The organism is Nitrincola alkalisediminis (assembly GCF_009821115.1).
Taxonomy (GTDB): Bacteria; Pseudomonadota; Gammaproteobacteria; order Pseudomonadales; family Balneatricaceae; genus Nitrincola; species Nitrincola alkalisediminis.
The window spans coordinates 34,763-54,179 of record NZ_VYTY01000009.1 but is presented as its reverse complement, the minus strand read 5'-3'; the positions used below and the strand labels follow the sequence as shown (position 1 = coordinate 54,179).

The following is a 19,417-nucleotide window of genomic DNA, read 5'->3' as shown; positions in this document are numbered from 1 at the left end:
GTCTGAGATCGTACATATCTCTGCTTTAAGTATAGCGCATAATAGGAAAGTGCAAGTTATCGCGTCACTTTTTTCCAGACTGACATTTCGGCAACCGTATGCTGGTGCTTGCGTGCTGTTTCACGAATCACAAACGGAATATCTTGAGTGCCGATCAATTCAAACTCTGGCGCTAAATGTTGTTTCAGGCCTTCGAGCGTTGTGAGGTTCTCGCCAGCGTCTTTAAAGCCGCCTAACCATTGGTTTTTATCTGTAAATTCGGCCAGCCAAGTGTAGGGCGAGGTGAGGACCAGATAACCACCTGCAAGGATGCGGGGTTTGATGTCGTTTAAAAACTTCGCAGGCTCGTACAGTCGATCAATCAAATTTCCTGCAAATACCAAATCGTAGCCGGTATACATGGCTTTTAGATTGCAGGCATCGCCTTGGGAAAAGGTCACTTTATAAGCCTGTTGCTCAAGACCCAAGTGCGCAAGATGGATGTCTTTGAGTTCAGTTAATTCTCCCTCAGTGGGTATTTGATAGCGAATCTGACCCTTCTCTGCGAGCAACTGAGCATTGCGGATAAATCGTGCTGAAAAGTCTAAGGCATCGACTTTGTCTGAGATATTGGCCAGCTCGAAACTGCTGCGACCGGTTGCGCAGCCAATATCCAAAACATGTTTAAAGTGATTGCGTTGAGTGAGTTGCTGTACCTGCTCAACACAGGCTTTGGGGTAGTTTGGAACACCAAAATATTCTGCACCGTAGTGAAATTCTAGATACATTGAAATAAGCGCGTCGGTCTCGTAGGTGTTCATATGGTTATTCGGCATTAGGGCAGACTCCACATATCGAAAGCCCGCGTGTTGAAAAAAGTGACGTCGAAAGGCATAGCGACTGTCACGGATGGATTCATTTCCGGTTGAAATCCAGCTTCCCCCTTTGATTAGATTATGTTTACCATCAAAGGTCGGAACTGAAAAGTCATCATAGCTAGGATGGACTTCAAAACCGTTAAACGCATCAATGGGCGTCTCGGTCCATTGCCATACATTGCCGACAATATCGTAAAAATTGCCCTGTTGAAATTGATTCACCGGACATGAAGATGCAAACGCTTCTAAATTGACATTGCCGGGTGCCTTTTCCCACTCAACATGATCCTGTTGAAGGTTAAGGTCATAGAGTCGATACCATTCTGCTTCGGTGGGCAGCCTAAGGGGTTTTCCTTGCTTGGTGGACAGCCATTGGCAAAAGGCTTTGGCTTCTAAATGATTAACATCAACTGGCCAGCTCCAGGGCATTTCAATTTCCTCTAGCATAGCCCGATATTTAAAGCTGCCATCGCTTTGAGGCACCCAGAAAATGGGGTGTTTAGGCCTTTTGTAGCTCACCCACTGCCAGCCTTCATCTGTCCACCATTCTTGCACCTCATACCCTCCGTCACGGACAAACTGAAGGTATTCGGCATTACTGACCAAGTACTGGCTGGCCTGAAAGGCTTGAACCTCTGTCTCTAAATGGCCAAATTCATTATCCCACCCGTAGGTGTTCGATTGGTTTTTATGGCGGCCTTGAATCACAAGACCTTGGTTCACGGGAAGGATATTGTTGCTAGGGGGCGTGCGGGTTTGGTCTGGACAAATCGGCCACTGATTAGACGGTCTGACTTGATGAATGGGTAGCTGTCGAATTAATACAGATGAAGTTTCAAGATGAATACGTTCGTGTTCGATCCCCATTAAAATAATCCAGAAAGGGTCTTCCCACTGAATCGGCAACGCTAGAGGCAATTCATCAATAAGTTGGTTGACGAGGACTTTGACTTGATCGCGATAGCGTTTCACTTCTTCAACACTAGGCCAATCATAATGTGCGTCATTCAGATCATCCCAAGACATCTCATCGACACCGATGGCAAGCATGGACTCTAGCTTTGGGTTCAAGCGATTGCTGATGATTTGGCTTACGCGAAGCTTGTTTACGAAAAACGTAGCGGTGTGGCCAAAGTAAAAAATCAAAGGATGACGCAAGGGTTCGGGACGTAAATAGAACGTCTGATCGGATGCTAAGACTGAAAATAAGGACTCATACAGCTCGAAGGTATCATTAAAGTAGGTTTTGATCTCTTGTCGCTTAAGGATAGGGTCACCAGCGTTGATAATCGGTGTTTTATGAGGTCTGGTCAGCATGCGAGAAGTCCCTTGGCAAGGTATTAGTTTATTTAGTGCTACGTTGAGAGGGATAAGCTGGTTTAATCAAAAGAATTTTATTCTTGACTGGAAAATTCTTGATGTTTTGATTTTTTGTAGATGTTGATATCCTAATACAAATAATCAATGGATTCATATACCTGATTCTAGGCGAAATGTGCGTCCTGTTAGGCGCTGACATCGAGGCGGAATTTAAAGTCCTGATGTATGATAAAAGGGTGAAAATAGCATCATATACTGTATATAATACCAGTTGATGTTGACTTGCAGGATTCTGATACTCAAGTTGTCTTGAGTTATTCACTTTAGGCTCATCGTAGCTGAGGTTAGGAAAGAACAGACTACATGAACGATTTGTATTTAAATACACCCTTGACGAAAGCAATCTTTGAAGCATTTAAAGAACTCTCGGTGGAAATATCCTTCATACTAGAAGATGCTGCTCCGGGTTCATGTAGGGCTTATGTATTTGGTGGGGCAGCTGTTCACATCTATACAAATGCTCGAGGATCGGGAGATATTGATACTGAGCTTCAAGCTGCCCAGAAGATGGAGTTGGAAGAGATTATCATTAGGTATGAAGACGAGGAGGGTAATGAACAATCTGTCTCTATAGATCCCAATTTCAGCACTGGGATTTCTGGCATGTTGGCTGATGATTACCAAGAGTGTGCTGTACCCTTAATGATTGATAAAGCCGCTCCTCTGCATGTATACCTTGTCTCTCCATTACATTTAGCTGTTCATAAGTTGGATAGATTGGCTGAAGGTGATCAAGATGATATTATCTCCTTAGCAAGCGCAGGACGAATAAGTGCAGAGACCTTGTAGCAAGAAGGAGTGAAGGTTCTTTCTTATGCAATTGGAGCTCAATCTCGGCTTAAGGCAAACCTAAGCTATATGATTCGCGAGTTAAAAGAGCGAGGCTTATAAATAGGTGTTAACATGAGTGCAAACTATCTAAATCAGGCATATTTTGAGCAAACATTTTCGAACCCCTTAGACTCTGTTGATAGGGCTAAAGATGACCTGCGTAAAGTTGCTGAGCTTGTTTGGTTTCATAATTTTGTACCAAAGTTAGATCGACTGAGTGATCCAGATGCGGCAGCTAAAGCAGCTTATGTAGTAGATTATTTGGCATCCAATCATTTAGTGTCGCCTTTCCAAAAGAAAATGCTCAAACAACAATTAGAAGTTGTTCGTGAAAGACTTAAAAATCTGTCTGTTCACACGGAGCAGCGTACTTTTTATACGTATGATAGTTTGCCTCGCAAGAATAGAGATGATTTTGCTAAGCGGTGGGGTTTTGCAACTGGTATGAAGCCCATGGCTCTTGGCTTAATCGATATGCAGCGCAGAGCAAATCAAACGAGATATAAGGACTTACTTGCGCCATAGTCGGATGCACACTCTTGTATGATTTGGAAATTACATGGATACTTTAGCTGGGCATCTGAAATTTTCAATGATTAATCTTGTAATACTGTGCTTGATTCACAGACCTCCTTTGTTGACAAATCAACATCACCTGTGTCCCTTTTCTTAATAGACTTTAACCTGTAATTGTTTAATCTTATGGGCAAGTGTACTTTTACATAAAAATTGATTGGAAAGTCTTAATGTTACCTGATTATGAAAAGCGCCTAACAGCCTTGAGGCCACGATTACTAGCGTTTGCACGTTTACAGTTGCGTTGTCATGATGAGGCAGAAGACGTGGTGCAGGAAGCATTGTTGGTGGCGACAACTAAACAGGATGAGTTTAAAGGACTTAGTCAATATGAAACATGGGTATTCGGAATTCTTAAGTACAAACTACTGGATCTGTTTCGTGCCCAAAAGGTGCGTTCACGCTGGTTGGTTGATACGGATACCTCATGGCAAGATGAACTGGATAAACAGTTTCGTGAAAATGAGCGCTGGCAAGATGAACATCGACCCCAAGACTGGGGTGATCCAGAAGCGGTTCTTGCCAGCAGTCACTTTTGGCGTGTCTTCGATGCCTGCATGATTCATTTGCCCGATGTGCCTGCACGTGTTTTCTCATTACGTGAACTTATGGATGTCGATACTGAAGAAATATGCTCCATCCTGAACATTACAGAAAACAACTGCTCGGTGATTCTGTACCGAGCTCGAATGAAGCTTCGCCAATGCCTTGAAAAGGGTTGGTTAGTCGGAGAGGGCACATAATGTTGACCTGTCATAAAGCCACGCATCTTATGTCTGCTCGTTTAGACCGTCCTCTGCCTTTAGGCGAGAAATTGAGACTTAGGTTTCATTTGTTGATGTGTAAAAGCTGTCACCGTTGTGATCAACAGCTCGAACTCATTCATCAAGCGGGGCAAGGTTGGCATCAAAAAAGGATTGAAGAGGGTCATCTTGAGCCTGATTCAGATGCATCGAAAAAATAAACTGTAAGAAAACTGATGGCTTAAGCAACATATCCTTCAAATAGGATAAGAGGATATATCGATCAAACCGATGTTCAGCAGATGCTGATTTTATTGGTAATTTTGGCGGGCTTAATGGTGTTGTTTTTGACGCATCAGGCTTTTGAGTGGCCAGCGATCTTGAACAGTTCTCCAGAGTTAACGAATCAGGGTTGGATACTTCTCATTGTTGCACTTTTACAGGTCATCAGTTATGTCATGCTTTTTAAAAAAACTGATCAGCGTTTAAGTCATAGAGAGTGTAAGAACCACCGTGATGCTTACGACTGAGTTAAAACAGAATATTACTTAAGGTGTGATCAATGAATAAGAAAGTCGTATTACTGGCTGGGTTAGTCTTAGCCGTGTTAGTGGTTTGGCAGCTTGGTTGGCTAGATGCGTTAACCTTTGACAACCTCAAACAGCAGCAGGCTAACCTGATGGCGATGAGAGACGCTCAACCGTTCATGGTGAGTTTGGTTTACCTCTTGGTTTACGTCGGTGTGACTGCCCTGTCCCTTCCGGGAGCTGCGATTATGACACTCGCTGGTGGTGCGATATTCGGCTTAGGCTGGGGACTGTTATTGGTTTCATTTGCCTCTACGCTGGGTGCAACTCTGGCGATGCTGGTGTCGCGTTTTTTTCTACGCGATTGGGTCAAACAGCGATTTAGCCATAGCATGAAAAAGCTGGATGACGGTGTTGAGCGGGAAGGTGCCTTCTATCTTTTTGCACTACGCCTAGTGCCGGCATTTCCTTTCTTTGTGATCAATCTCGCGATGGGTCTGACACGGATGAACATCTGGACCTTTTGGTGGGTGAGTCAGGTGGGGATGCTGGTCGGTACGGCGGTCTATGTCAATGCCGGTACTCAGCTTGCACAACTTCAGTCACCGAGTGATATTTTATCCATTCAACTCTTGGGCGCCTTCGCGCTGTTGGGTGTATTTCCGTTGCTGGCCCGCAAAGCACTAGAAATCTATAAAAGTCGTCAAGCGTTACGTCAGTGGAAAAAACCGATGCACTTCGATACCAATTTAGTGGTGATCGGTGCTGGTAGTGGTGGTTTGGTCTCGGCTTACATTGCGGCGGCCGTGAAAGCGAAGGTGGTACTGGTTGAAAAGCACCAAATGGGTGGTGACTGTCTGAATACGGGGTGTGTGCCCTCAAAAGCCCTGATTCGTTCAGCGAAACTTGCGCATGAAATGCGTCACGCTGATCACTATGGTTTAAAAAGCCAACAACCGGAGGTCGATTTTGCTGCCGTGATGGATCGTATTCATGCGGTGATCGCTGAGATCGAACCTCATGATTCGGTAGAGCGCTTTACCGGATTAGGTGTCGATGTGCGCCAGGGTAGTGCGAAACTCATTTCGCCTTGGGAAGTTGAGATTACCCTAAATACAGGCGAAGTGCAGCGCGTCACTACCCGCAGCATTATTCTGGCGACGGGTGCTGAACCCTTCGTACCCGATCTTCAAGGATTAGATCAAGTTGACTATCTAACATCTGATAGCCTGTGGCAGTTACGTGAGCTACCTAAAAGGTTGTTAATACTGGGTGGAGGCCCCATCGGTTGTGAATTAGCGCAAGCCTTTCAACGTTTGGGCTCTCAAGTGACGCACGTAGAGCGTGGTACGCGTCTGATGTCACGAGAAGATGAAGATGCCAGTCAGTTGGTGATGCAGCATTTTCGTCAAGAAGGTGTGGATCTTCGTTTGCAGCATCAAGCGTTACGGTTTGAAGTTGCTGGCGATAAAAAATACCTGATTGCCCAGAAAGTGACTGGAGAAGAAGTCTCTATTGAATTTGATCGTGTACTGATCGCTGTAGGCCGAAAACCAAGACTCAGTGGATATGGTCTTGAAGAATTGGGGCTGTTACCCGAAGAGGCTAAAACACCCGATAGTCTCGATACAAACAAGTATTTGCAGACGCTTTACCCCAATATTTTTGCCTGTGGTGACTTGATAGGTCCTTATCAATTTACCCATGCTGCTTCACATCAGGCCTGGCATGCCACAGTGAATGCGTTGTTCGGTGATTTTAAAAAGTTTGCAGTGGACTATCGCTTTCTTCCATGGGCGACATTCACCGATCCTGAAGTGGCCCGAGTCGGTTTAAATGAACAAGAGGCTAAAGAGCAGGGCATCGATTATGAAGTCACGACCTATGGTATCGATGATTTGGATCGTGCCATCGCCGATGGTCAGGCCTATGGCTTTGTGAAAGTCTTAACACAGCAAGGGAAAGATAAAATCTTAGGTGTGACGTTAGTGGGTCCTCATTCTGGTGATTTGATTGCCGAGTTTGTACTCGCCATGAAACATGGACTGGGAATGAATAAATTACTGGGGACGATTCATATTTATCCAACCATGACCGAAGCGAACAAATTTGCGGCAGGCAATTGGAAAAAAGCCCATGCACCCAAGACGGTGTTAGGTTGGCTGCAAAAATTTCATCAGTGGAGGCTTAACTAAGAGAGGCGTTTGAGACACTTGAGTAGCCTCAAACGCATTTTGATAACCCCTTACTTAGTAAGGGGTTATTGAGGTCGTATTAGAACTGGTTCATCGTGTTGTCTTTACCAGACGCTTTCAGTGCAGCATCACCAGAGAAGTACTCTTTGTGATCGTCACCCATGTCAGATCCAGCCATGTTTTGGTGTTTAACGCATGCGATACCTTGACGGATCTCTTTACGTTGAACGCCTGCAACGTATCCTAACATGCCAGCGGCACCGAAGTACTCTTTCGCTAGGTTGTCAGTTGACAGCGCAGCTGTGTGGTATGTAGGCAGCGTGATCAGGTGATGGAAAATGCCTGCTTCGCGAGCGGCGTCTGCTTGGAACGTACGGATGCGGTTGTCAGCTTCGATCGCCAATTCAGTTTCATCGTACTCAACGCTCATTAGGTTGGCGCGGTCGTAACTGGAAACATCTTTGCCTTCAGCTGCCATCGCATCAAACACTTGCTGACGGAAATTCAGCGTCCAGTTGAAAGATGGGCTGTTGTTGTAAACCAGCTTCGCATTTGGCACTTCTTCACGAATGCGATCAACCATTTCTTTGATCTGACCAACGTGAGGCTTCTCTGTTTCGATCCAAAGTAGATCTGCACCGTTTTGCAAAGAAGTTACACAGTCAAGAACCACACGATCAACACCTGAGCCAGGCTTGAACTGGAACAAACCAGACGCTAGACGCTTAGGCTTGAGCAGCTTGCCGTTGGCTTTAACAACCACATCACCATTGGCAATGTCTTCAGCGCTGTTGATGTAGTCACCATCTAAGAAGCTGTTGTACTTATCACCTAGGTCGCCAGGCTCGTTTGTGACTGCGATTTGCTTGGTTAAGCCAGCTCCTAAGGAGTCAGTACGCGCAACGATGATACCATTGTCAATACCAAGTTCTAAGAAGGCGTAACGAACAGCACGGATCTTCGCTAAGAAATCAGCATGTGGAACGGTTACTTTACCGTCTTGGTGTCCGCATTGTTTCTCGTCTGATACTTGGTTCTCGATCTGAATCGCACAAGCACCCGCTTCGATCATTTTCTTAGCCAACAGGTACGTGGCTTCTTCGTTACCGAAACCAGCATCGATGTCAGCGATGATGGGCACAACATGCGTTTGGAAGTTGTCGATTTTGTCTTGAATCGCTTTCTCTTCAGCTGCATTACCCGCGGCACGAGCGGCATCCAGTTGACGGAATAAGCCACCCATTTCACGAGCATCTGCTTGACGAAGGAACGTGTAAAGCTCTTCGATCAACGCAGGTACTGAGGTTTTCTCGTGCATGGATTGGTCAGGTAATGGACCAAACTCAGAACGAAGAGCAGCAATCATCCAGCCAGACAGGTAGAGGTAGCGCTTGTTTGTGGTGCCGAAATGCTTTTTGATTGCGATCAGTTTTTGTTGACCGATAAAACCATGCCAGCAACCCAGAGATTGCGTGTACGCTGAGCTATCTGCATCATACTCAGCCATATCACGACGCATTATGTCAGCGGTGTACTGAGCAATGTCTAGACCGGTTTTGAAGCGGTTTTGGGCACGCATGCGAGCTGCGTATTCTGGGTTGATACCTTCGTAAGCAGGACCAAACTCTTTAGCCAAGGTAGCAATAGAATCTATATCTTTATTGATGCTAGACATGGGTTTTCCTTCTCAAAATTATCGGTTGAGGAACATGGAATCTTTACATCTGCGCGAGAGAGTCGTTCCTCTCGGCTCCGTTGAAATCAATAATGCGTTGCTCGGCCTTGACTGTCAAAGCTAATTTTGTGCATAGCAGCATGGCTGTAGTATGACTACAAGCGCTTTGCACGCTAAAATGTAAAAAAACTACAACTCTACGGAGAGTGTTTTGGTGTAAAAAGTGAGTAAATTCAGGGCTCAAGTCGAAGATCAGGGAAATGAGTCTATTGAAGAGAGTTTTTAAATAATCAGTCATTTACAAAAAAATAAGTTATTAAAAGTAATTTTTTTATTTCAAAAAGATCTTAATAAAAGCGACTACAAACTCAGGGTAAATTAAGCAAAATGACTGATTTTAAAGCTTTTTATACCAAAGTTGTGATCCTTTGGTCGTAGGTGTTAACTCTAGGGGAGAGGGTTCACTGCTGACTTCAATGGCGACAACAGTGAACAAAAAAGATATGTATGAATATATTTGTTAGGAATGTTTATTCTGATGCGTCAAGGTCATCTTGACTGTAAAGCGAATTGGCGAGGATCAAGTCAGACAAGAGTGTTACTGATTGTGCATCTGCAGCATTGACGTCATCGTCTAGTAAGGGCTCTGGATGGCAAAGACGTTTGGCTAAACGTCGACTGTCAGGTGTATCGAGAGTGTAGTGTTTGCCATCGACAAACAAATGCGTCACGGTCTCTGATTCTATGAATGAATACCGACTTCCTTCGTTTTGCGTTAAGACGCCACCTTCTTCTAAAAATGCGCGAATGTCATCTAGGGAAAAGGGTTCAGCATCTATATCCGCATAAAGAGGATACTTAGGCTCAGTAATCCACTCACCGAACCATTTCGCGAGGAGATCAGGCTGGTCTAGACTTTCTAGTAGGGTTGCACGCACTTTGTTAAGAGCTTCATGGCTGATTTCACCCGGTTCGGTTTGCAAGGTAAGATCTGGATCGCTGTAACGGGCATCATGACCCAGGCGCTCGCCAATATAATCCGTAAAGCTGCGTAAGATTTCGTGATGAGCCGGTGCTCTGAAACCAACCGAGCAGGTCATGCAGTCATCACCGATTGCAATTCCATTGTGACCGACTCTTGGCGGTAAGTAGAGAATATCACCGGGTTCCAATACATAGCTTTCGTGCGCTTCCCATTCAGGAAGAATCATAACTGGCGCATCTTCACGACGAGGTGAATGCTCATCAAATAGCCCACCAATTTCCCAGCGACGCTTGCCTTTCACTTGTATCAGAAACACGTCGTAATTGTCATAGTGAGGCCCAACACCGCCGCCATCTGTGGCATAGCTGATCATTAGGTCATCGACACGCCAATTGGGCACAAATGAAAAGCGACGTAAGAGCGCATTCGCCTCAGGAGACCAATGATCAACGCCTTGCACGAGGAGTGTCCAGCCGGAGGCAGGGAGTTGTGCAAAATCGTCGTCATTGAAGGGGCCATGACGCATAGACCATTGATCCGCTGACGGATTAAAGCTGATGAGTCTGGATTCTACATCCTCTTCACATGCCAAGCCCGCTAACTCGTCAGGCTCAATGGGAGGTGGCATCTCTGCTAAGGCATTGCGGATCACTAAGGGTTTCTTCTGCCAGTAATCGCGCAAAAATTCTTCTGCGCTCATATTGCCGAGCGGGGAGTTGGGTATCATATGAGTAACGTCCTGACAGGGTTAAGAGGCTTGATCGTCGTTTGAATGCGATGAGTGCGAAGGGCGTTGATTGCGCTCTAGGCTCTCTTCAACCGAATTCAAAATACCTCTGAGAATACTGAGCTCGGTACGTTCGGGACGAGAGCGATTAAAATAGCGCTTAATCTTATCGAGAACGCGGCCCTCGTGCTGAGGAATAATGAATTGCGTTTGCCGCAGCACCTTTTCCAGGTGCTCGTAGAACAACACCATCTCCGATTGACGTGCATAGGGGGTCTCGTCAATTGAAGCTTGTCTCGGTGTTTTGTAGGTTTTAAATAGTTCATAGCAAACAAGTTGAACAGCCTGAGCTATATTTAAAACGGGATACTCGGGATTGGCATCGATATACAGATGGCGATTGCATGCCAGCATTTCTGCATTGTTTAAGCCCATTGTCTCTCGGCCAAACAGTATTGCGATTTGTCCAGAGTGCGCCTCTTGATGAATCAGTGTTGCCGCCGTTTCTAAATCGAGTAAGGGAAGATTGAAAGTGCGTTCGCGCGCGCTGGTGCCCACAATCAACTGGCAGTCAGCGATGGCTTCATCGAGGCAGCTTACGACCTGTGCGGACTCCAGCAAATCTTTCGCTCCGGCTGCTCGGGAGGTGGCCTCAGGGTCTGGAAAGACCCGAGGCTGGACCAAATACAGCTGGCTTAAGCCCATGTTTTTCATCGCACGGGCAACCGCACCTATGTTACCTGGATGAAAGGTTTCAACAAGAACGATACGGATGTTGTCCAGCATAGCCGCTTAGATTCCTTTTGCTTGCGAGATCGCGTTGCCAATATATGTACTTGGCGTCAATGCCAACAGCTCAGTTTTGGCTGAGTCTGGAATTTCAAGCGTCGCAATAAAGGCTTGCAGGGTGTCACGTGTCATGGCTTGGCCGCGTGTCAGGTCTTTGAGCTTTTCATACGGCTCTTCAATTGCATAGCGACGCATGACGGTTTGGATGGGTTCAGCTAACACTTCCCACGCATTATCTAAATCTTCGTGCAAGCGCTGCGGGTTGGCTTCAAGTTTTGATATGCCTTTTAAACTGGCTTGATAGGCAATCAAACTGTGACCAAAGCCTACACCTAAATTGCGCAACACAGTTGAGTCGGTTAGGTCACGCTGCCATCTTGAAACTGGCAGTTTTTGTGCTAAATGCTGCATGATCGCGTTGGCGATACCTAAGTTGCCTTCGGAGTTTTCAAAGTCAATTGGATTCACTTTATGGGGCATGGTGGATGAACCCACTTCACCAGCGACGGTTTTTTGCTTGAAGTAGCCAAGTGAAATATAGCCCCACACATCACGATCAAAATCAATTAAGATCGTGTTGAAACGGCATACGGCATCAAAGAGCTCAGCAATGTAATCGTGAGGTTCGATTTGAGTGGTAAAAGGGTTAAAGGATAAGCCTAGGCCCTCGATAAAGCCTTTTGCATTAGCGGCCCAATCGATGCTTGGATAAGCACTTAGGTGGGCGTTGTAGTTGCCAACTGCACCATTGATTTTACCCAGAAACTCAACCGCTTCGATCTGCTTAATTTGGCGTTGTAAGCGATAGGCGACGTTGGCCATTTCTTTACCAACGGTGGTAGGGGATGCCGTTTGACCGTGAGTGCGTGACAGCATGGGCAGTTCGGCATGCTGGTGAGCCAGTTTGACAATCGCATCCGTTACCGCACGCATTTGATCCAACAACAATGCAGTGCCATTTTTGAGCATCAGGGCGTGAGAAAGGTTATTGATGTCTTCCGAGGTGCAGGCAAAATGCACAAACTCAGTGATGCTATTGAGTTCGGCGTTGTCGCTGATTTTTTCTTTAATGAAGTATTCAACCGCTTTGACGTCATGGTTGGTACGGCTTTCAATCGCTTTGATGCGAGCAGCGTCTGTTTCATTGAAGTCGCTGACAATCTGGTTTAGTAGCGTGTTTGCATCTTGGCTTAAGCTCGGGACTTCATCGATTTGAGGATGAGCCGCGAGTTGTTGTAACCAACGGATTTCCACTTCGACACGAAAGCGGATCAGGCCATATTCGCTGAAAAATGAACGTAGGTCTGCGGTTTTGCTACCGTAGCGACCATCGACAGGGGATATAGCGGTGAGGGCAGAAAGCTCCATGAATACGATCTCACTTACTTAACAGTTATAAAGTCTTTGTGCGGGTAAGGCTAATCAGTAAAGGATTAGTGCTTAGCCATAATTCTTTTTAAAGAAGGACGCACACGGGATTTAAAGAAAAACAAATGCCAGCGTTTTCCACCGACCTGACGCCACAGCATGGCTGCACGCACAGAGGCTAACAATAACGCACGAATTTTAGCGGCATTGTCAGGATTCTGCAGGTGTCTTGGATCACCGCCAACTTGCACACGAAAACTAAAGGTGCTCAGTGTGTCCTGGTACAGAGAGGCAAGGCCCGCAATGACATTGCTGTGTGTGTATTGGGATGGATTAAACGACGCACCCTGATCAAGCTCATTTTCAGACGGTTCGGATAAATCAGGGTTAAAATAGCGTGCTTTTGTTTGCAAACCTTCAAGGCGCTGGCCAATGGTTTGCAGCATATCTGGACGATCATTTAATTTACGCTCTAGATGAATCGCACTGAGCGCGTAACGCATCATATCGGCATTTTGTTCTGATTTTTGTTTATCGCACAGCTCTTGCAAAGAGCGAAGGCCGACGCTTAAGTTAAACGGAATATCTCTGACGCCACCAAAAATATCTTCGGTTAGGTCAGGATTGGTGATAAATAAACTTGCGATGCTGGTTTCAAAGCTGTTCTGTGGCACCATTCCGCGGCGAGCGATTTGGCTAACGAGATTGGCGGCTTGAAAAACACCGGCAAGCGCAATTACTTGTTCATCATGCTGTCGTGACATGCTTAGCTGACCCTACTTAAACTACGACTAGTGGTTTCAATAACAGCGCCGCCTAAGCAGGTATCATCCCGATAAAACACGACAGATTGTCCTGGCGTGACAGCGCGTTGCGGTTCATCGAATGTAACTAAAAATGAACCGTTTTCTTGTTGTTCGATCAGGCAAGCCTGATCCGATTGGCGATAACGAACCTTTGCTTTGCAGCGCAAAGGCAATTCTATTTCAGGGCCGTTAATCCAGAAAATATCACTGCAGGTCAGCCATTCGGAGTAAAGTAGCGAATGCTGTTGGCCTTGTACGGCAATTAATACGTTGCGATCCAAGTCTTTATTGCAGGTGAACCAGGGTTCCTCCGAGAAGTCTTTCAGGCCACCAATACCCAGTCCTTGGCGTTGACCGATGGTGTAGTACATCAGCCCTGTATGTTCACCGATGACAATCCCTTCGGGTGTTTCAATTTTACCCGGTTGGGCCGGTAAGTACTGCTGAAGAAAATCTTTGAAGCGACGCTCACCGATGAAGCAGATACCTGTGCTGTCTTTTTTATTGTGTGTAATGAGACCGTGTTGCTCGGCCAAGGCACGAACGTCTGACTTATCGAGTTCTCCAACTGGAAAAAGGCTGAGTCTGAGTTGTTCTTCACCAACTAAATGCAAAAAGTAGCTCTGATCTTTATTGCCATCGAGTCCTTTAAGGAGGTAGGTGCGATCATTGATATCTGCACGACGAACATAATGACCGGTGGCGATTAAATCCGCTCCCAAAAATTGGGCGTACTCCAGAAAAGCTTTAAACTTGATTTCGCGGTTACATAAAATATCGGGGTTGGGTGTACGCCCCGCTTTATATTCAGCTAAAAAATGTTCAAAGACGTTATCCCAGTACTCTGCCGCAAAATTAGCCGTATGAAGGGGTATGCCAAGTGTGTTACAAACAGCCTGAGCATCGGCTAGATCGTCTTTAGCCGTACAGTACTCGGTACCGTCGTCCTCGTCCCAGTTTTTCATAAACAGGCCTTCGACCTGATAGCCTTGCTGCATCAACAACAAAGCCGAAACTGAAGAGTCGACACCTCCAGACATACCCACAATCACTTTGGTGTGTGAAAGATCAGTCATTTCTCGCCGTAATCTTTATCAAAATAAAGCGAATATTATACCAGTTATTTTCCGGGTGTGCTCTGCTTCTTAGTGCTTTTAGGGGAGACTGCGCTAGGTGAGCGGGGTGAAGGACGTTTTGTGCGTGCTGCTGTTTTAGTGTGTTTAGGTTCTGAAGCGGGCAGATTGACTTGAGTCGTGAGCCACTGACCCGGTTGAAGATGTGCCAGCGTCCAGGGGCCTATTGCATAGCGAATGAGTCTGAGCGTTGGAAAGCCAACGGCGGCCGTCATACGTCTTACTTGTCGATTTCGGCCTTCATGAATAATCAACTCGATCCAAGTAGTCGGCAGATGTTTGCGTTCACGAATAGGCGGATTGCGTGGCCAAAGGTTAGGATCAGGCAGGACGCGGGCTTCGGCCGGGAGGGTTAGGCCGTCTTTTAACATGATACCTTTACGCAGTTGCTCAAGTGCTGTGTCGTCGGGTATGCCTTCAACCTGCACCCAATAGGTTTTAGGCAGTTTGAAGCGAGGATGGGTGAGCTTCTGCTGCAATGCGCCATCTTGAGTGAGTAACAGCAAACCCTCAGAGTCGAAGTCCAAACGTCCGGCTGCATATACATTTGGAACCGGAATAAAGTCGGATAGGGTAGACCGTCCTTCTGGATCCGTAAAGCAACTTAAAACCTGATATGGCTTGTTGAATAAAAGAATTTTAGACATGGCAACACAAACAAATGGCTTAAGACAATGCCTTAGGGTAAGCAATGTGGCAAACACATACAACCATCAAGTCCTATTAATAAATAAATAGGACTGAATTTTGTGTTTGCTATCTCATAAAAGCGAACTGATTACTGAGATTCTAAGAGACGAATATTGATGGCATGCAATCCCTTTGGGCCCTCCTTAGTTTCGAACTGGACGTCTTGCCCAGCTTTCAGACTTTTATAACCATCTGATAAAATTGCAGAAAAGTGCGCAAACAATTCTTCATCGCAGGATTCTGAAAGGATAAAACCATATCCTTTTGAATTGTTAAACCACTTGACCTTACCTGTCTTCATAACTCGCTCCCCAATATCCCTTTTTTTCAGGCCTATAATTGACCTGAACTCAACATTTAACACGTAAGCCGTGACAGATTCAAAAGAAACTGGATACGTGTCTTTACATCCATGCAGGGACTGCTGATACTAAATACCACTCCTGCGAGTTGAATTATATTACGTAAAAGATATCCAACAAAAGAACTAAGTCCAAATTTTATGTTTAATGATGACTTTGAGTGTGATATGCATAACGATAGTAAGATGGAAAATGTAATGGCACACCAAGATGATGGAGATATGTTTGACCAACATTCTGATGGTCAATTGGCAACGGCGGAAACTAAGCCTAAACTGAAGAAGCCACCCATGTACAAGGTGGTGTTGTTAAATGATGACTACACACCTATGGACTTTGTGGTCGAGGTGCTTATGGTATTTTTCAATCTTGATGAAGAAAAAGCCACTCAAATCATGTTGGCCGTTCATCAGCAAGGCAAGGGAGTTTGTGGGGTTTATACACGTGATGTTGCCGAGACTAAAGCGGCACAGGTGACCCAATACGCTCAAGCCAACAAACATCCTTTATTATGTCAAGTAGAGCAGGTCTAGAGAGGTAGCCGTCATGTTAAATCGTGAACTGGAAGATTCATTGAGCGCTGCCTTTCGGGCGGCAAGAGATAAGCGTCATGAGTTTATGACGGTTGAACATCTGCTACTGGCGTTACTGGACAATCGTGAGGCAGCAGAGGTCTTGATGGCGTGTGGGGCTGATTTCCCACGTCTGCGCAGTCAGTTGCAAAACTTTATTGATGAAACCACCCCAATTTTGTCTGATACTTTTGCTTCGATGGAAACGCAACCCACGCTTGGTTTTCAGAGAGTGTTGCAACGAGCTGTTTTCCATGTGCAGTCATCGGGTAAGTCAGATGTTAACGGCGCCAATGTGCTGGTGGCGATTTTTAGCGAGCAAGAAAGCCATGCTGTGTATGTGTTACAGCAGCAGGGTATCGAACGCTTGGATATTGTTAACTTTATTTCCCACGGCATCTCTAAGGTAGGTGGCAATGAGCCGTCTGAACAGCGTAATAACGACGAGTCTGAAGGCAATGAAGGGGCTGAAAAGGGCCAGAGCGCTTTATCACTCTATGCCGTCAACTTAAACCAGCAAGCCATTTTGGGACGGATTGATCCTCTTGTGGGGCGTGATCATGAAGTAGAACGAGTTGTTCAGATACTGTCGCGCCGTCGTAAAAATAACCCCTTATTAGTGGGTGAGGCGGGCGTGGGCAAAACAGCGATTGCTGAAGGTTTAGCAAAGCTTGTTGTTGAAAAGCAAGTGCCAGATATCATTGCAGACAGTGTTGTTTACTCACTGGATTTAGGGGCGTTGTTAGCCGGTACAAAATACCGCGGTGATTTTGAAAAGCGCCTGAAGAACTTGCTGAATGAAATTCGTCATCAACCTAAATCGATTCTGTTTATTGATGAAATTCACACCATTATTGGTGCAGGTGCGGCGTCCGGTGGTTCGATGGATGCGTCCAATTTACTCAAACCTTTGCTGAGTTCTGGAGAAATACGTTGCATAGGCTCAACGACGTTCCAAGAGTTTAGGGGCATTTTTGAAAAAGATCGTGCGTTAGCTCGACGCTTCCAAAAAGTGGATGTTCTTGAGCCTAGCGTTGCAGATACTTATCAAATACTCAAGGGCTTACGCTCACGTTTTGAAGAACATCATGAGGTTGAGTACACGGATGCTGCCCTAAAATCGGCTGCGGAATTGGCAGATCGTTATATCAATGACAAGCATATGCCAGACAAAGCGATTGATGTGATTGATGAGAGCGGTGCCTATCAACGTTTGCAGAAGCCCGAAAATCGCAAGAAAGTGATTGATGTTCCTGAAATCGAAGCGATTGTGGCAAAAATAGCGCGCATTCCTCCAAAAAGTGTCTCAGCTTCCGATAAGGATCAGCTTAAAAAGCTGGATAGCAACCTTAAAATGGTGGTGCTCGGTCAAGATGAGGCCATTGATACGCTGTCGGCCGCGATCAAGTTGTCTCGTGCTGGCTTAAAAGAGCCCAATAAGCCAGTGGGTTCCTTCCTGTTTGCAGGTCCAACAGGCGTCGGTAAAACGGAAGTCACATCCCAGTTGGCGCGTATTTTAGGCATTGAGTTGGTTCGTTTTGATATGTCTGAGTACATGGAACGACATACCGTATCGCGCTTGATTGGTGCACCGCCAGGATATGTCGGTTTTGACCAAGGTGGTTTGCTGACCGAAGCCATTACCAAAACACCGCATTGTGTGTTGTTGTTAGATGAAATTGAAAAGGCGCATCCGGAAGTCTTCAATATCCTGCTTCAAGTGATGGATAACGGTACCTTGACGGATAATAATGGCCGTAAAGCAGACTTCAGAAATGTGGTGTTAGTCATGACCACTAATGCTGGAGCCGAGGCCATGGGACGTCCTTCCATTGGGTTTAGCAAACAAGACCATGCGACGGATGCCATGGAAGCCATTAAGCGTCTGTTTAGCCCTGAGTTCCGTAATCGCTTAGATGCTGTTGTGCAATTCAAGCCTTTATCCTTGGATATTATTAAGGGTGTGGTGGATAAGTTCTTAACAGAGTTGCAGGCACAGTTGGATGACAAAGCGGTGGTGCTGGAAGTGTCCGAAGCGGCTCGCAGTTGGCTGGCAGAGCATGGTTACGATGACAAAATGGGCGCTCGTCCTATGCGTCGTTTGATCCAGGAAAAAATCAAAAAACCGTTGGCTGAAATGATTTTGTTTGGTGAATTGTCGGAAGGAGGTGGGGAAGTTCACATCGATGTCTGTGATTCTGAAATTTGTTTAACCTGTGAAATGGCAGAAGCGTAACTCCAAAGACAGATCTTTAGGGAGTCGCCGTAAGGGCATACATGGTCACACAACAATCGATACGCTCTGATTTGCTGCTAGTCTTGGTAACCTTGCTGGCAGCAATCAGTTGGGTATTCTCACGTGAAGCGTTAAATGGCATGGAGCCATTGTTTTTTATCGGTGTTCGTTTTTTAGGTGCAGGTCTTTTGTTAGCGATTCCTGGATGGAGTCGCTTGCGCACCTTCACACCTCAAGCTTGGCGAAGAGCGCTCTTGACAGGTTGCGTCATGGGGATTGCCATGATGTTTTGGATTATGGGCTTGTTCTTTGCCGATAACATGGGAGTCGGGGCTTTTCTGACCAGTTTAGCCGTCGTATTTATACCGATTGTTGGACGCCTCCTGTTTGGCGAAAAGGCCGCTCGCAGTACCTGGGTGGCAATGGGTATTGCGCTGATTGGCTTGGTTTTTTTGCGCATTGAAGGCGGCTTTTCCTTATCGACGTCGGATCTATTTTTTTTGGCGTCGGCGCTGCTTTTCTCGTTACACTTTAACTTGAACAGTCGTTTTGCTGCCAAGCTTCCAGTTTGGCCATTGACGGCTATTCAGTTGTCGGTAACGGGGATGATTGGCTTGCTGGGGTCCTTGGCCTTTGAGTCCGCTCCCAATTTGCCCAGTCAATCCTTATTGGGTTGGCTCGCGGCGAGTATCTTGATTGGCACCTGTATGCGATTTTTCATTCAGGTGAAAGCTCAGGGCATGGCGCCTGTCAGTCATGCGGCTGTGATTATGACACTGGAGCCAGTATGGGCCTCAATCTTAGGCGTTTATTGGTTTGCTGAATCGATGACGGGGATACAGCTGTTAGGCTGCTGTTTGATTTTCAGTGCATTGCTGGTCAGTCGTTGGCGATTGTTGTTGGGACGACCGGCTTCATAAGGGATGGCGTGTTAGCCAAGGGATAAGAGAGAGCCAGCAAGTGCT

18 protein-coding genes are annotated in these 19,417 nt (G+C 46.0%); 9 read left to right on the top strand and 9 right to left on the bottom strand.

Annotated features, from left to right (window positions below; genetic code table 11):
• Positions 1-56: 56 nt before the first annotated feature.
• Positions 57-2,174: a 5-histidylcysteine sulfoxide synthase gene (gene ovoA / locus F5971_RS13930; protein WP_193495488.1), complete on the bottom strand. Its 2,118-nt coding sequence runs from the start codon at positions 2,172-2,174 to the stop codon at positions 57-59.
• 366 nt (positions 2,175-2,540) lie between these two features.
• Between ovoA and F5971_RS13925 the strand changes: the two genes are divergently transcribed.
• From F5971_RS13925 to F5971_RS13900, 6 genes are all read left to right on the top strand, one after another.
• Positions 2,541-3,026: a DUF6036 family nucleotidyltransferase gene (locus F5971_RS13925; RefSeq protein WP_193495485.1), complete on the top strand. Its 486-nt coding sequence runs from the start codon at positions 2,541-2,543 to the stop codon at positions 3,024-3,026.
• 114 nt (positions 3,027-3,140) lie between these two features.
• Complete coding sequence (locus F5971_RS13920) at positions 3,141-3,593, top strand: DUF5320 domain-containing protein (RefSeq protein ID WP_193495483.1); 453 nt, start codon at positions 3,141-3,143, stop codon at positions 3,591-3,593.
• A 221-nt stretch (positions 3,594-3,814) separates the two neighbouring features.
• Positions 3,815-4,387 (top strand): sigma-70 family RNA polymerase sigma factor, encoded by a 573-nt coding sequence (locus F5971_RS13915; protein ID WP_193495481.1) that lies wholly within the window; start codon positions 3,815-3,817, stop codon positions 4,385-4,387.
• Positions 4,387-4,608 (top strand): zf-HC2 domain-containing protein, encoded by a 222-nt coding sequence (locus F5971_RS13910; RefSeq protein ID WP_193495478.1) that lies wholly within the window; start codon positions 4,387-4,389, stop codon positions 4,606-4,608. The genes F5971_RS13915 and F5971_RS13910 overlap by 1 nt, the downstream gene beginning before the upstream one ends.
• 81 nt (positions 4,609-4,689) lie before the next feature.
• Complete coding sequence (locus tag F5971_RS13905; protein WP_193495476.1) at positions 4,690-4,917, top strand: hypothetical protein; 228 nt, start codon at positions 4,690-4,692, stop codon at positions 4,915-4,917.
• Between the two features lie 32 nt (positions 4,918-4,949).
• Positions 4,950-7,109 carry an FAD-dependent oxidoreductase gene (locus tag F5971_RS13900; protein WP_193495473.1) on the top strand — a complete coding sequence of 720 codons (2,160 nt, stop codon included), beginning with the start codon at positions 4,950-4,952 and terminating at the stop codon, positions 7,107-7,109.
• Between the two features lie 79 nt (positions 7,110-7,188).
• On the opposite strand, the gene F5971_RS13895 is transcribed toward F5971_RS13900, so the two are convergent.
• From F5971_RS13895 to F5971_RS13860, 8 genes are all read right to left on the bottom strand, one after another.
• Positions 7,189-8,784, bottom strand: a complete 1,596-nt coding sequence (locus F5971_RS13895; protein ID WP_036508888.1) for an isocitrate lyase — start codon at positions 8,782-8,784, stop codon at positions 7,189-7,191.
• A 530-nt stretch (positions 8,785-9,314) separates the two neighbouring features.
• Positions 9,315-10,496 carry a ribosomal protein uL16 3-hydroxylase gene (locus F5971_RS13890; RefSeq protein ID WP_193495471.1) on the bottom strand — a complete coding sequence of 394 codons (1,182 nt, stop codon included), beginning with the start codon at positions 10,494-10,496 and terminating at the stop codon, positions 9,315-9,317.
• A 21-nt stretch (positions 10,497-10,517) separates the two neighbouring features.
• Positions 10,518-11,282, bottom strand: a complete 765-nt coding sequence (locus F5971_RS13885) for an RNA methyltransferase (RefSeq protein ID WP_051514278.1) — start codon at positions 11,280-11,282, stop codon at positions 10,518-10,520.
• Between the two features lie 6 nt (positions 11,283-11,288).
• Positions 11,289-12,653: an adenylosuccinate lyase gene (gene purB / locus F5971_RS13880; RefSeq protein WP_193495469.1), complete on the bottom strand. Its 1,365-nt coding sequence runs from the start codon at positions 12,651-12,653 to the stop codon at positions 11,289-11,291.
• A 65-nt stretch (positions 12,654-12,718) separates the two neighbouring features.
• Positions 12,719-13,417 (bottom strand): lysogenization protein HflD, encoded by a 699-nt coding sequence (locus F5971_RS13875; protein ID WP_036508897.1) that lies wholly within the window; start codon positions 13,415-13,417, stop codon positions 12,719-12,721.
• 2 nt (positions 13,418-13,419) lie between these two features.
• Positions 13,420-14,535: a tRNA 2-thiouridine(34) synthase MnmA gene (mnmA, locus tag F5971_RS13870; RefSeq protein ID WP_036508899.1), complete on the bottom strand. Its 1,116-nt coding sequence runs from the start codon at positions 14,533-14,535 to the stop codon at positions 13,420-13,422.
• Between the two features lie 44 nt (positions 14,536-14,579).
• Positions 14,580-15,239 (bottom strand): pseudouridine synthase, encoded by a 660-nt coding sequence (locus F5971_RS13865; RefSeq protein WP_193495466.1) that lies wholly within the window; start codon positions 15,237-15,239, stop codon positions 14,580-14,582.
• 131 nt (positions 15,240-15,370) lie between these two features.
• Positions 15,371-15,583, bottom strand: a complete 213-nt coding sequence (locus F5971_RS13860) for a cold-shock protein (RefSeq protein WP_036508905.1) — start codon at positions 15,581-15,583, stop codon at positions 15,371-15,373.
• Between the two features lie 258 nt (positions 15,584-15,841).
• Here F5971_RS13860 and clpS point away from each other — a divergent pair, with 258 nt between their 5' ends.
• Genes clpS through F5971_RS13845 form a run of 3 tightly spaced genes read left to right on the top strand, consistent with a single transcriptional unit; the run spans position 15,842 to position 19,372 of the window.
• Positions 15,842-16,177 carry an ATP-dependent Clp protease adapter ClpS gene (clpS, locus tag F5971_RS13855; protein WP_425489359.1) on the top strand — a complete coding sequence of 112 codons (336 nt, stop codon included), beginning with the start codon at positions 15,842-15,844 and terminating at the stop codon, positions 16,175-16,177.
• A gap of 13 nt (positions 16,178-16,190) precedes the next feature.
• Positions 16,191-18,452 carry an ATP-dependent Clp protease ATP-binding subunit ClpA gene (clpA, locus tag F5971_RS13850; protein ID WP_193495464.1) on the top strand — a complete coding sequence of 754 codons (2,262 nt, stop codon included), beginning with the start codon at positions 16,191-16,193 and terminating at the stop codon, positions 18,450-18,452.
• 41 nt (positions 18,453-18,493) lie between these two features.
• Positions 18,494-19,372 (top strand): DMT family transporter, encoded by an 879-nt coding sequence (locus F5971_RS13845; protein WP_193495461.1) that lies wholly within the window; start codon positions 18,494-18,496, stop codon positions 19,370-19,372.
• The last annotated feature ends 45 nt before the right edge of the window (positions 19,373-19,417 follow it).